At 44.3% G+C, this 12656-nt stretch carries 14 protein-coding genes; all 14 read left to right on the top strand.

Features of this window, described 5'->3' with window-relative positions; genetic code table 11:
- Positions 1–3 precede the first annotated feature (3 nt).
- The 14 genes from CJU60_RS05380 (at position 4) to ypjB (ending at position 12613) form a co-directional block, all read left to right on the top strand.
- Complete coding sequence (locus tag CJU60_RS05380; RefSeq protein ID WP_095713180.1) at positions 4–657, top strand: phosphoribosylanthranilate isomerase; 654 nt, start codon at positions 4–6, stop codon at positions 655–657.
- A complete protein-coding gene (gene trpB, locus CJU60_RS05375) occupies positions 638–1840 on the top strand; it encodes a tryptophan synthase subunit beta (protein ID WP_095713179.1) in 1203 nt (400 codons plus the stop codon). Before CJU60_RS05380 ends, trpB begins: the two co-directional genes overlap by 20 nt.
- A complete protein-coding gene (gene trpA / locus CJU60_RS05370) occupies positions 1833–2636 on the top strand; it encodes a tryptophan synthase subunit alpha (protein WP_024121857.1) in 804 nt (267 codons plus the stop codon). Before trpB ends, trpA begins: the two co-directional genes overlap by 8 nt.
- Before the next feature lie 11 nt (positions 2637–2647).
- Positions 2648–3730, top strand: coding sequence for a histidinol-phosphate transaminase (hisC, locus tag CJU60_RS05365; RefSeq protein ID WP_024121856.1), 1083 nt, complete (start codon positions 2648–2650; stop codon positions 3728–3730).
- Between the two features lie 48 nt (positions 3731–3778).
- Positions 3779–4894, top strand: a complete 1116-nt coding sequence (locus tag CJU60_RS05360) for a prephenate dehydrogenase (protein ID WP_095713178.1) — start codon at positions 3779–3781, stop codon at positions 4892–4894.
- 10 nt (positions 4895–4904) lie between these two features.
- Positions 4905–6191 (top strand): 3-phosphoshikimate 1-carboxyvinyltransferase, encoded by a 1287-nt coding sequence (gene aroA / locus CJU60_RS05355; protein ID WP_095713177.1) that lies wholly within the window; start codon positions 4905–4907, stop codon positions 6189–6191.
- 348 nt (positions 6192–6539) lie between these two features.
- On the top strand, positions 6540–7811 hold the full coding sequence (locus CJU60_RS05350; protein ID WP_095713300.1) for a tetratricopeptide repeat protein: 1272 nt from the start codon (positions 6540–6542) through the stop codon (positions 7809–7811).
- Positions 7812–7880: 69 nt separating this feature from the next.
- A complete protein-coding gene (locus tag CJU60_RS05345; protein ID WP_003225551.1) occupies positions 7881–8420 on the top strand; it encodes a ReoY family proteolytic degradation factor in 540 nt (179 codons plus the stop codon).
- A 58-nt stretch (positions 8421–8478) separates the two neighbouring features.
- Positions 8479–8925 (top strand): YpiF family protein, encoded by a 447-nt coding sequence (locus CJU60_RS05340; RefSeq protein ID WP_095713176.1) that lies wholly within the window; start codon positions 8479–8481, stop codon positions 8923–8925.
- Between the two features lie 141 nt (positions 8926–9066).
- The gene (locus CJU60_RS05335; protein ID WP_010334725.1) at positions 9067–9570 is read left to right on the top strand and encodes a Rieske (2Fe-2S) protein; all 504 of its coding nucleotides are present in this window, start codon (positions 9067–9069) and stop codon (positions 9568–9570) included.
- Between the two features lies 1 nt (position 9571).
- Complete coding sequence (gene qcrB, locus CJU60_RS05330) at positions 9572–10246, top strand: menaquinol-cytochrome c reductase cytochrome b subunit (protein WP_003225560.1); 675 nt, start codon at positions 9572–9574, stop codon at positions 10244–10246.
- A 32-nt stretch (positions 10247–10278) separates the two neighbouring features.
- On the top strand, positions 10279–11046 hold the full coding sequence (locus tag CJU60_RS05325) for a menaquinol-cytochrome c reductase cytochrome b/c subunit (protein ID WP_010334724.1): 768 nt from the start codon (positions 10279–10281) through the stop codon (positions 11044–11046).
- A 110-nt stretch (positions 11047–11156) separates the two neighbouring features.
- Entirely contained in the window at positions 11157–11750 is a 594-nt protein-coding gene (lhaT, locus tag CJU60_RS05320) for a lipoprotein heptaprenylglyceryl N-acetyltransferase LhaT (protein WP_176471067.1), read from the top strand.
- Between the two features lie 68 nt (positions 11751–11818).
- The gene (ypjB, locus tag CJU60_RS05315; RefSeq protein ID WP_095713175.1) at positions 11819–12613 is read left to right on the top strand and encodes a sporulation protein YpjB; all 795 of its coding nucleotides are present in this window, start codon (positions 11819–11821) and stop codon (positions 12611–12613) included.
- The last annotated feature ends 43 nt before the right edge of the window (positions 12614–12656 follow it).

The raw sequence follows: 12656 nt of genomic DNA, 5'->3' as shown, positions 1-12656 counted from the left end.
GTTGTGAAAAAACCGGCATTAAAGTATTGCGGTATACGGTCACTGCAGGACCTGCGGCTTGCAGCGGATTCACAGGCAGATTATCTGGGTTTTATTTTTGCTGACAGTAAACGAAAAGTATCTCCGGCAGATGTGAGAAAGTGGCTGAGCCAAGTTCGTACCGAGAAACAGATTGCAGGCGTTTTTGTGAATGAGTCGCTGGGAACGATTGCCCGTATAGCAGGCGATTTGCAGCTTGACGTCATCCAGCTTCATGGTGATGAGACACCAAAGGATGCTGAAGTCCTCCGTCTGCTGACAAATTGTGAAATATGGAAGGCGCTCCATCATAACAGCACAGCAATTCAGAATTTGGACCGCTTTAACGATTCTGTAGACGGTTTTGTGATTGACTCATCTGTAAAAGGGGCAAGAGGCGGGACTGGAGTGGCTTTTGCTTGGGAGTGTGTGCCTGAATATCAGCAGAAAGCTGAACAAACGGGGAAACGGTGTTTCATCGCAGGCGGTGTGAATCCCGACACAATCGCAGACTTATTGAAATGGAAACCGGGCGGAGTCGATCTTGCCAGCGGAATAGAAAAGAACGGACAAAAAGATGACAAACTGATTAGGCTCTTAGAAGAAAGGATGAACCGATATGTATCCATATCCGAATGAAATAGGCAGATACGGCGATTTTGGCGGGAAATTTGTTCCGGAAACTCTTATGCAGCCGTTAGAAGAAATTGAAACAGCATTTAAGGAAATAAAGGATGATCCTGTTTTTAGGGGAGAATATCATAAGCTGTTAGCTGAATATTCCGGCAGGCCGACCGCATTAACATATGCCGATCGAGTCACAGAGCATTTAGGCGGCGCTAAAATTTATTTGAAAAGAGAAGATTTAAACCATACAGGTTCCCATAAAATCAACAATGCTTTAGGCCAGGCATTGCTTGCAAAAAAAATGGGCAAAACGAAAATCATTGCAGAAACAGGTGCCGGACAGCATGGAGTAGCCGCCGCCACAGTTGCTGCAAAGTTTGGTTTTTCCTGCATTGTATTTATGGGCGAAGAGGATGTCGCCCGCCAGTCTCTGAACGTATTCCGAATGAAGCTTCTTGGAGCAGAGGTTGTGCCGGTCACAAGCGGAAACGGGACACTGAAGGATGCGACAAATGAGGCTATCCGCTATTGGGTTCAGCATTGTGAGGATCATTTTTACATGATCGGATCGGTTGTCGGACCGCACCCTTACCCGCAAATTGTCCGGGAATTTCAAAAAATGATCGGAGAGGAAGCGAAGGATCAGCTGAAAGACATTGAGGGAACACTGCCTGATAAAGTCGTTGCCTGCGTAGGCGGCGGAAGTAATGCGATAGGCATGTTTCAGGCATTTTTAGACGAAGATGTTGAACTGATCGGTGCTGAAGCGGCAGGAAAAGGAATTGACACTCCGCTTCATGCCGCTACCATTACGAAAGGAACTGTCGGTGTGATTCACGGTTCGCTCACTTACCTCATTCAAGAGGAGTACGGTCAAATTATTGAGCCTTATTCAATTTCAGCAGGACTTGACTATCCGGGAATTGGTCCGGAGCACGCTTATTTGCATAAAAGCGGCCGTGTCACATACGATAGCATAACTGATGAAGAAGCAGTAGATGCGTTAAAACTATTGTCAGAAAAAGAAGGGATTTTACCAGCGATCGAATCTGCTCATGCATTAGCGAAGGCATTTAAAATCGCAAAAGAGATGGGGCGGGATCAAACTATCCTCGTCTGCTTATCAGGAAGAGGAGATAAGGATGTCAACACATTAATGAACGTATTGGAAGATGAGGTGAAAGCGCATGTTTAAAGTAGATCTGCAGCAGTCGGGAAAGTTGTTTATCCCGTTTATTACAGCGGGTGATCCGTTGCCGGAAGTTTCAGTCGAACTGGCTAAGTCTCTTCAAAAAGCGGGTGCCACGGCACTTGAGATCGGTGTAGCATATTCAGATCCGCTGGCAGACGGTCCGGTGATTCAGCGGGCTTCAAAACGGGCGCTTGAGAACGGGATGAATATTGTAAAAGCGATTGAATTAGGCGGAGAAATGAAAAAAAATGGCGTCAATATTCCCATTATCCTCTTTACGTATTATAATCCTGTGTTACAATTGAACAAAGAATACTTTTTCGCTTTACTGCGGGAAAATCATATAGACGGCCTGCTTGTTCCGGACCTGCCTTTAGAAGAGAGCGCCAGCCTTCAAGCGGAATGCAAAACCCATGAGGTAACGTATATTTCTTTAGTTGCACCGACAAGCGAAAGCCGTTTGAAAACGATTATTGAACAAGCCGAGGGCTTCGTCTACTGTGTATCTTCGTTAGGTGTGACCGGTGTCCGAAATGAGTTCAATTCATCAGCTTATCCATTTATCCGGACAGTGAAGAATCTCAGTTCTGTGCCGGTTGCTGTAGGGTTTGGTATTTCCAGCCGCGAGCAGGTGGTCAAGATGAATGAAATCTGTGACGGTGTCGTAGTGGGAAGTGCGCTCGTCAAAAAGATAGAAGAATTAAAGGAACGGCTCATCAGCACTGAGACGAGAGATCGTGCAGTGCAGGAGTTTGAAGATTACGCGAAGACGTTTGGCGGTTTGTACAGTTTAAAATGAGGTGACTGGATTTGCGTATCAAAGAACATTTAAAACAACTGAAGCCTTATCAGCCGGGTAAACCGATTGAAGCAGTAAAAGCAGAATATGGCTTGGATAAAGTCGTGAAGCTTGCATCAAACGAAAATCCGTACGGCTGTTCGGAAGCTGCAAAAGAGGCACTTCATCATGAAATTCAACAGCTTGCGCTTTATCCCGATGGATATAGCGCAGCTTTGCGGACAAGGCTCAGTGAGCACCTCAATGTGAGCGAAACATCACTTATTTTCGGCAATGGTTCAGATGAAATCATCCAAATTATATGCCGGGCTTTTTTAAACGACAAAACAAACACGATTGCAGCAGCACCGACTTTTCCGCAATATAAGCATAATGCGGTGATTGAAGGCGCTGAAGTTCGTGAAATTGCCCTTCGTTCTGACGGCTCTCATGATTTAGACGCGATGCTTGAAGCGATTGACGAACAGACTCAAGTCGTTTGGATTTGCAGCCCGAACAACCCGACTGGCACTTATACAGCTGAAGGAGAATTGATTTCATTTCTGGAACGTGTTCCTTCTCGTGTCCTCGTTGTTCTTGATGAAGCATATTATGAATATGTAACAGCTGAGGATTACCCGGAAAGCATACCGCTTTTGAATACGTATTCCAATCTCATGATATTGCGTACGTTTTCAAAGGCATACGGTCTAGCGGCGCTTAGAGTCGGATACGGTATTGCTGACGAAAAATTGATCCGCCAAATAGAGCCGGCAAGAGAGCCGTTTAACACCAGCCGTCTTGGCCAGGCTGCAGCGATTGCAGCGCTTGACGATCAAGAATTTATCGCTTCTTGTATCGAGAAAAATCAAGCAGGCCTTCAGCAGTATTATGATTTTGCGGAAACACACGGATTAAAGTGCTACCCTTCACAGACAAACTTTGTTTTAATAGACTTTAACCGCCCGTCTGATGAGTTGTTTCAGGCATTGCTGCAAAAAGGTTATATTGTCCGATCAGGAAATGCATTAGGGTTCCCGACTTCACTCCGGATTACGATCGGCACGAAAGAGCAAAACGAGGAAATTCTCGCAACTTTAGCTGAAATTTTATAAGAGGTGGTCAAGAATCACCTCTTTAGTCTATGAACCAGGTGATGACGAATGAATCAAATCAAAGATACAATATTGCTCGCCGGTCTCGGATTGATAGGCGGTTCTATTGCGTTAGCCATCAAAAAAAAACATCCGGAAAAATGCATTATTGGTGTCGACATCTCAGATGAGCAGGTAGTGGCTGCCTTAAAATTAGGTGTGATAGACGAGAGTGCTGATTCGTTTATTGACGGCGCGAAAAAAGCTGCAACCGTTATTATCGCCACACCTGTTGCGCAAACGCTGCTTATGCTTGATGAACTGGCTCATTCAGGAATTAAGCATTCGCTTTTGATTACTGACGTAGGAAGCACAAAGCAAAAAGTGGTTCATTACGCCGATCAAGTGCTGCCTGCCGGCTACCAATTTGTCGGAGGGCATCCAATGGCAGGCTCGCATAAATCAGGAGTTGCTGCCGCAAAGGAATTTTTGTTTGAAAATGCGTTTTATATTTTAACCCCAGGCCATAAAACGGACAGACAAGCCGTTGATCAGTTAAAATATTTGCTGCAAGGGACGAATGCCCAATTTGTAGAAATGTCGCCTGAAGAGCATGATGGCGTAACGAGCGTGATCAGCCATTTTCCGCATATTGTTGCAGCCAGTCTTGTGCATCAGACCCATCACTCGGAAGAGCTTTATCCGCTTGTGAAGCGGTTTGCAGCCGGCGGTTTTCGGGATATTACCCGTATTGCATCAAGCAGTCCTGCAATGTGGCGTGATATTCTGTTACATAATAAAGATAAGATTTTAGATCGTTTTGATGAGTGGACTCGTGAGATTGAAACGATCCGGACATATGTAGAGCATGGAGATGCGGAAAAACTATTCAATTATTTTAAAACGGCAAAAGACTACCGTGATGGACTGCCTCTCCGCCAGAAGGGCGCAATACCGGCATTTTATGATTTATACGTAGACGTGCCGGATCATCCTGGTGTGATTTCCGAGATAACGGCTATACTTGCTGCGGAACGAATCAGTATAACGAATATCCGCATTATTGAAACGAGAGAAGATATTAACGGGATTTTAAGGATCAGTTTTCAATCCGATGATGACCGCAAACGGGCCGAACAGTGCATAGAAGCCCGCGCAGAATACGAAACTTTTTATGCTGATTGAGGTGGAAACAATGAAAAGAGAAAAGGTGCAGGCGTTAAACGGCGAAATACATATTCCCGGTGATAAATCTATTTCTCACCGCTCTGTTATGTTTGGCGCGCTTGCGAAAGGCACAACAACTGTTAAAAATTTTCTGCCGGGAGCAGACTGTCTGAGCACCATCGATTGCTTTAGTAAGATGGGCGTTCAAATTGAGCGAAACGGCAGTGATGTAGTCATTCACGGGAAAGGGATGGATTCCCTGCGAGAACCAGAAAGTCTGTTAGACGTCGGTAATTCAGGCACAACGATTCGTCTGATGCTCGGAATCCTTGCGGGCCGCCCTTTTTACAGCGCGGTAGCTGGGGATGAAAGTATTGCGAAACGCCCAATGAAGCGTGTAACAGAGCCTCTGAAACAAATGGGCGCTAAAATTGACGGCAGAGCCGGCGGAGAATTTACACCGCTGTCAGTAAGCGGCGGTACATTAAAAGGCATTGACTATGTATCACCTGTGGCCAGCGCGCAAATTAAATCGGCTGTTCTGCTTGCCGGGTTGCAGGCTGAGGGAACTACCACTGTCACCGAGCCTCATAAATCCAGAGATCATACTGAACGGATGCTGTCGGCTTTCGGAGTGAAACTGGCAGAGGACAAGACAAGCGTTTCCATAAAAGGCGGCCAGCAGCTTACGGCTGCAGATATTTTTGTTCCCGGAGATATTTCTTCAGCCGCGTTTTTCCTTGCAGCTGGCGCAATGATTCCAAACAGCAGAATTGTACTGAAAAACGTGGGGTTAAATCCGACTCGGACCGGTGTCATCGATGTGCTTCAAAACATGGGGGCAAAGCTTGAAATCATACCATCTGTTGATGAAAGCGAAGAGCCTTATGGAGATTTGATCATTGAAACGTCATCTCTTAAAGCGGTTGAAATTGGCGGAGATATTATTCCACGCTTGATTGATGAGATTCCTATTATTGCCCTTCTTGCGACTCAGGCGGAGGGAACAACAGTTATTAAGGATGCCGCAGAGCTTAAAGTGAAAGAAACGAATCGTATCGACACAGTTGTTTCAGAGCTTCGAAAGCTCGGTGCTGAGATTGAACCGACTGAAGACGGAATGAAGGTATACGGCAAACAAACTCTCAAAGGCGGCGCGAAAGTATCCAGTCATGGAGATCATCGGATCGGGATGATGCTAGGCATAGCTTCCTGTTTAACAGAAGAGCCGGTTGAGATCGGACAGACAGACGCCATTCATGTGTCATATCCAAACTTTTTTGATCATTTAAATAAGCTTTCAAACAAATCCTGAAGTTATGCTTCAGGATTTGTTGTGTGAGCGTTTATCAGTCATAAACCGAAGGAAAAAAACATAGCCTGTCTTATAGAGGAATATAAAAACTAAAAAAGAGGGAGGGGTGCTTTACTTACAAGTCGGCAGGTCAAGGGCTGCTTTACTGTAATAGAGGGCTATCTTCCTTTTTTTATTTGCTATCGCAGGATCTTTTGATAAACTAATAAGACTCAGAAATTCCTTGACGTACAGTGTAAGCATCTTATTTGCCGAGGGCTTTCCTCTGAATTATGATAGGGTTAACCCGAACAAATAAGACTTTTATGTATGATTGATGTTGTTAGGAAAAGAAAGGACCGGTCCGATTTGAATACATTAATTCAAGAAGCCATAAAATTAGTTGAAGCAGGAGAAACAGAAAAGGGACTCAACACCCTCTCGAAGGCCGAAAAACAGCTTCATGATGAAGATAAAGCCATCGCAGCACAGCTTTATTACGAGTGGGGAAATGTAGAGAAAGCGATCTCACTGATCAGTGATTTGCATGATTTATATCCGAATGAAACAGAACTGACGAATTTTTATGCTGAACTTTTAATAGATATTGACGAAGAAGAAAAAGCATTGGCTGTGCTGGAAACGATCCCGGAATCAGACCCATCATATCCGGAAAGCCTGCTGCTCATGGCTGATCTTTATCAGATGCAGGGGCTGTTCGAAGTAAGTGAGCAAAAGCTTTTACAGGCAAAGTCTATTCTTGAAAATGAACCAATCATTGATTTTGCGTTAGGCGAGCTATACTTTACTCAAGGAGCCTATGCAAAAGCTGTTCAATATTTTAAAAGAACGGCTGGGGAGCAGAGTGAGATCGGAGGCGTTAATGTCCACCAAAGACTGGCGGAATCGCTAAGTGCATCAGGAGATTTTGAGGAGGCCATTCCGTGGTATGAAAAAGCTGTAGATGAGAATCCTGACCCTAATACAATTTTCGGCTATGGATTTACAGCCTCGCAGGCGGGACTGATCAAAACGGCTATTAAACAGCTGTCCGATTTAAAGGAGCTTGATCCATCCTATTCATCACTTTATATGCCGCTTTCAAAGAGCTATGAGGCTGAAGGGATGTATGAAGAGGCATTAAAAACGGCAAAAGAGGGTATCAGATATGATGAATATAACAAAGAGCTTTTCCTCTATGCCGCGAAGATGGCGTTAAAAATCGGGAAGTCAGAAGAAGGGAAAAAACTGCTTCAGGAAGCGCTTGCTCTTGATCCTGGTTTTGTCGAAGCACTTCATACTCTCCTTGCTGTGTATCATAAGGAAGAGGATTTTGAGCAAATTATTGATCTGATTCAAGAGGTGCGGGGCTACGGGGAAGAAGATCCGAAATACAATTGGTATCTGGCCAGCGCTTACACCGAATTAGAGCAGTATGAACAAGCAAAACAATCCTTTGAAGCAGCTTTTCTTCACTATCGTGAGGACAGAGATTTCTTATACGAATACGCAACCTTTTTATTAGAAGAAGGCCTCCAACAAGAAGCGCTGCCGCTATTGAAAAAGGTACTCGAAATAGACGGAGCCAATGAAGAGCTGGAAGAAATAATCTTGCGGATCGAGGATGAATTTTCGAGATAAGCAGGAATTTTAACCGCTTATGTGGAACATATAAGTATAGATTATACGAACGATAGAGGAGGGAATTACATGCAGACCCCTGTTTCTGTCAATGAGAAAAAGGATTTTATCCGTTGGTTTTTAAACCATTATCAGCTAAAGCGCAGAGAGTGCGTATGGATCTTGAACTACTTAATGAGCCACGATTCTTTAATGGAAAAGGTTCATTTTGTAGAGCAGGCAGAATTTTGCCCGAGAGGCATTATAATGTCAACACATTGTGTTGAAGAAGTTCCGTTTCGGTTTTATAAAGAGAATGTTATGACAACCGACGCGGAAAAATCTTTTCATGATATTAGATTAAATAAACAGCAGGATTTGTTTATCCAGCTTAATTTCCGTTCAGCCTACAGTTCTCCTGAGTATGCGGCGGTGCTGGAGTCCAACCCTCACATTCCGAAAGATCTGTTTGAAAACAAAAAAGATCAGGGGCTGGCTGAACAAATCCTGGAGCACGCCATTTCTACATTCCAAAGAGAAAAATTATTAAAAGACATTGACGATGCGCTTGATCGTCACGATAAAGAAGCATTTGAACAATTATCGCGCCAATTGAATCAGCTCACATAACATGACCAGCCTTGCAGTGTAATGCAAGGCTTGTTGTCGTAAAAAGGGGAGAACGATGATGAGGTGGAAAGTGCCTGATGCCAAGGACTATTTACAATCTAAAGATTACATTGATACCGCTGTCATACCATTAATTAACATAAAAATGGGGAGCCAATTAAAAATAGCAGCAGAAAGAGGCGAATTTACGCAGCTTCTAGCTGATGAATTGGAAAGGCAGTTAAAAGGACGGGTATATTTATTGCCTGCTTATACATATGTTGATAGAAATGAAAATACCGTTCAAGGGCTGAAAGATTTACAGGAGGAGGTCAAATCAGATTTTCAGCATGTTGTACTGCTGACAGCTGATGATCATTGGAGTAGCGAAGAGTCATTGGGGAAGATGATTGTTGCGCCTTCTGTTCCGTTAGAGCACTTAAATGACTCCATAAAAAGAAAAATATTAGATGAACGCACAGCTGAAATTTTGAACGTTTTGTTACAGTTATGGAATGCTTCGTAAAAACACTTACATTTCCTTATAAACAATATTTTGGCTATATTGACCTTGCTGAGAGATTCATATATTATGAGGGTGTCTAGAGTTATGAAATATTTTCTATTTTAGTCAGTTTGCAGGGTTGACCTTGAGGGGGGAGAAGAGATGGGCGGAAGACATGATATATCGAGACGTCAATTTTTAAATTATACGCTTACAGGCGTAGGGGGGTTTATGGCGGCTAGTATGCTCATGCCTATGGTTCGCTTTGCACTCGACCCGGTATTAAAATCGACAGGAAAGCAGGACATGGTTCAGGTTGTCAGCGTAGATGAGCTGACAAAAGAGCCGCAGCGCTTTGATTTCAAAATTAATCAAGTCGATGCCTGGTATGAGTCGGAAGAATCGAGATCAGCTTGGGTTTTCAAAAATGGGGATGAGATTGTAGCACTTTCACCAATTTGTAAGCATTTGGGGTGTACGGTGAACTGGAACAGCGATCCTAAAAATCCGAATAAATTTTTCTGTCCTTGCCACTACGGACTCTATGAAAAAGACGGCACCAATGTCCCGGGCACGCCGCCGCTTGCGCCTCTTGATCATTACGAGCAAGAAGTTAAAGACGGCTTCCTGTATCTTGGAAAAGCAAAGCCTAAGGGGGAAGGGTGACATGCTGAACAAAATTTATGACTGGGTAGATGAACGGCTTGATATTACACCGATGTGGAGGGATATTGCCGATCACGAAGTACCGGAACATGTGAATCCCGCCCACCATTTCTCTGCGTTTGTGTACTGTTTTGGGGGACTGACGTTTTTTGTAACCGTTATCCAAGTGTTGTCTGGGATGTTTTTAACGATGTACTATGTGCCTGATATTAAAAATGCCTGGGAATCGGTATATTATTTGCAAAATGAAGTTGCATTCGGCCAGATTGTCAGGGGAATGCACCATTGGGGCGCCAGCTTGGTCATTGTGATGATGTTTTTACATACGCTGAGGGTCTTTTTCCAAGGGGCGTATAAAAAGCCGCGGGAACTGAATTGGATAGTCGGTGTGTTAATCTTTTTTGTCATGCTTGGGCTTGGGTTTACAGGCTACTTGCTACCTTGGGATATGAAGGCTCTGTTTGCCACAAAAGTCGGGCTGCAGATCGCTGAAGCCACTCCTTTGATCGGGACGCAAGTCAAAACACTCCTGGCAGGGCATCCGGATATTGTAGGCGCCCAAACGCTGACTAGGTTTTTTGCGATCCATGTATTCTTTCTTCCTGCCGCCTTGTTTGGATTGATGGCCGCACACTTTATTATGATCCGCAAGCAGGGGATTTCAGGACCGCTTTAAACTTGATCTGCGAATAAAAGGGAGGGGATGACATGCACCGGGGCAAAGGGATGAAATTTGTAGGAGACTCAAGGATACCGGCTGAGAAAAAGCCGAATATACCGAAGGATTACTCAGAGTATCCCGGTAAAACAGAAGCCTTCTGGCCAAATTTCCTATTGAAGGAATGGATGGTCGGAGCTGTCTTTCTGATCGGTTTTCTTGTTTTGACGATTGTACACCAGCCGCCTTTGGAGCGGATGGCGGACCCGACGGATACAGGTTATATTCCGCTGCCGGACTGGTATTTTCTTTTCTTATATCAGCTTTTGAAATATGAATACGCCGCTGGGAGCTTTACGGTGGTCGGCGCTATGATTATGCCGGGGATTGCCTTTGGCGCTCTGCTTTTGGCACCATTTCTCGACAGGGGAACGGAAAGAAGGCCTTGGAAGCGTCCCGTGGCTGTCGGGATGATGCTCTTGGCTATTTCCGCGGCTGTATTTTTGACCTGGCAGTCCGTAGCTACTCACGACTGGGCAAAGGCGGAGGAGCAGGGGAAAATCACAAAAGAAGCGGATATCGATACCAGTGCCGAAGGATATAAAATTTTTCAGGAGCAGGGCTGTATTTCATGTCACGGGGATAATCTTCAAGGCGGAGCGGCCGGGCCTTCATTGGTAGACACCGGACTGAAGCCGGAAGAAATCAAAAAGATCGCTGTTGAAGGAAAAGGCCAAATGCCGGCAGGCGTGTTCAAAGGAAATGATAAGCAGCTTGAAGAACTTGCGAAATTCATTTCCGAAACAACGGCAAAATAACGTATTGTGAATTGCGAAACAGAAGGATATACTTTTATTATCAAAAGCTGACCAGGCGTCAGCTTTTTTATATGGACACATTATTTTTACAGACTGAGAGTTGATTTGATGTGAAATGGTTTCAATATGTATTAGGACAGCGAACGATGCTTATTCTTGTCTTAGCGATCAATTTTCTGGGAACGGTTTACGGATACTATTGGTACTTGCCTCAGCTTTTGGAGACGCCGGCCCGTTTCCTCATCTTTGTCCCAGACAGCCCGACAGCAACGTTTTTCTTTTTGTTTGTGCTGCTGGCCTTTCTCATGAAGCGGAATGCTCCGCTTTTTGAAGCGCTTGCGTTAGTGACGCTCGTGAAATATGGCTTGTGGGCGGTCGCCATGAATCTTCTCGTATTGGCTGTAACGGGTGATTTGCCATGGGAAGGCTATATGCTGATTGCCTCGCATTTTGCAATGGCTGTCCAGGGGGTGCTGTACAGCCCGTATTTTCGATTTTCGCTATGGCATCTTGTTATCGCTGCGGCCTGGACGCTTCATAATGATGTCATTGATTATCTGTTTGGAATGATGCCGCAATACTCCATGCTTTCTGAATATATGACTGACATAGGATACGGAACGTTTTGGCTGAGCATCTTTTCAATCGGACTTGCCTTCTATCTCGTCATTTCGAAAAAGCAAACAAAGCTTCAACTGACGTAAAGACAATCTTGGTCTATCCTTGTCCTTTCCTTCATATTCTGTAAGGAGAGAGAGTGGGAGGGACCTGCATGAAACGAAAGCTGACGATCTGTTTGTTGATTGCTCTTATTTTTTATAATGGGAATGCCAAGGCTGAAGAGCGGGGAAGCCTCAAGGAATTGAATGATTTATCCGATACGGTTTTTCAAATGACCCGCCAGTCGAAATATGAAGAGGCGCTGCAAGTCTTATCTTATTTTGAAAAAACATTAAAATCCGCTGAAAAACAGAAGCAAGACAGCATGTTAACTGGAGCCCAAATTCGCCAAATTACTTTGGGCTATAACGATATGGTACGGAGTTTAAAACAGGCTGATGCATCAGACACACAAAAGCTCAGAGCAGCCGCGCAGTTCAGAATGCTGATGGATGCTGTTGACAATCAGTCTGATCCCCTTTGGGGGTCACTGGAGAAGCCGATTATGGAGGTCTTTGCCGCACTTAAGCATGATGTCCAAAAAAATGAAAGTACGAGCTTTCATGAAAAGTGGAACGAATTTATCAGCTTGTATGATTTGATTTATCCAAGTCTTACAATCGATATATCAGAAGATCAGCTTGATACAGTCGGAAAACATATTGAAGTGATTGAGCAAGAGGGGTTTCAGCAAATGACCGAGAGTACGAAGCTTGAACGGCTTTCCCTACTCCAGAACGATCTGAAGAGTGTATTTGACAGGGTGGAAGAGGATGATGCAGATCCGTCTTTGTTATGGGTGATGATCACTACAGGCGGTATCATCATTACTGCACTTACTTATGTCGGTTACAGAAAATACAGAGCGGAGAAAAAGAAACTAAAAAAGCGGGATTATCCAAAATGAGTAAGAGGGGCGGCGGCAGCCGCCTTTTGTTATCAAAAAAAAC

The organism is Bacillus sp. 7705b, assembly GCF_002289525.1.
In the GTDB taxonomy this organism is placed as follows: domain Bacteria; phylum Bacillota; class Bacilli; order Bacillales; family Bacillaceae; genus Bacillus; species Bacillus halotolerans.
This window is presented reverse-complemented; position numbering and strand designations above follow the sequence as displayed.

Coding starts and splice junctions, on each gene's coding strand:
- CJU60_RS05360 (WP_095713178.1), top strand. CDS start 3,779: ATGAATCAAATCAAAGATACAATATTGCTCGCCGGTCTCGGATTGATA.
- CJU60_RS05325 (WP_010334724.1), top strand. CDS start 10,279: ATGCACCGGGGCAAAGGGATGAAATTTGTAGGAGACTCAAGGATACCG.
- CJU60_RS05340 (WP_095713176.1), top strand. CDS start 8,479: ATGAGGTGGAAAGTGCCTGATGCCAAGGACTATTTACAATCTAAAGAT.
- aroA (WP_095713177.1), top strand. CDS start 4,905: ATGAAAAGAGAAAAGGTGCAGGCGTTAAACGGCGAAATACATATTCCC.
- trpA (WP_024121857.1), top strand. CDS start 1,833: ATGTTTAAAGTAGATCTGCAGCAGTCGGGAAAGTTGTTTATCCCGTTT.
- trpB (WP_095713179.1), top strand. CDS start 638: ATGTATCCATATCCGAATGAAATAGGCAGATACGGCGATTTTGGCGGG.
- CJU60_RS05345 (WP_003225551.1), top strand. CDS start 7,881: ATGCAGACCCCTGTTTCTGTCAATGAGAAAAAGGATTTTATCCGTTGG.
- CJU60_RS05335 (WP_010334725.1), top strand. CDS start 9,067: ATGGGCGGAAGACATGATATATCGAGACGTCAATTTTTAAATTATACG.
- ypjB (WP_095713175.1), top strand. CDS start 11,819: ATGAAACGAAAGCTGACGATCTGTTTGTTGATTGCTCTTATTTTTTAT.
- qcrB (WP_003225560.1), top strand. CDS start 9,572: ATGCTGAACAAAATTTATGACTGGGTAGATGAACGGCTTGATATTACA.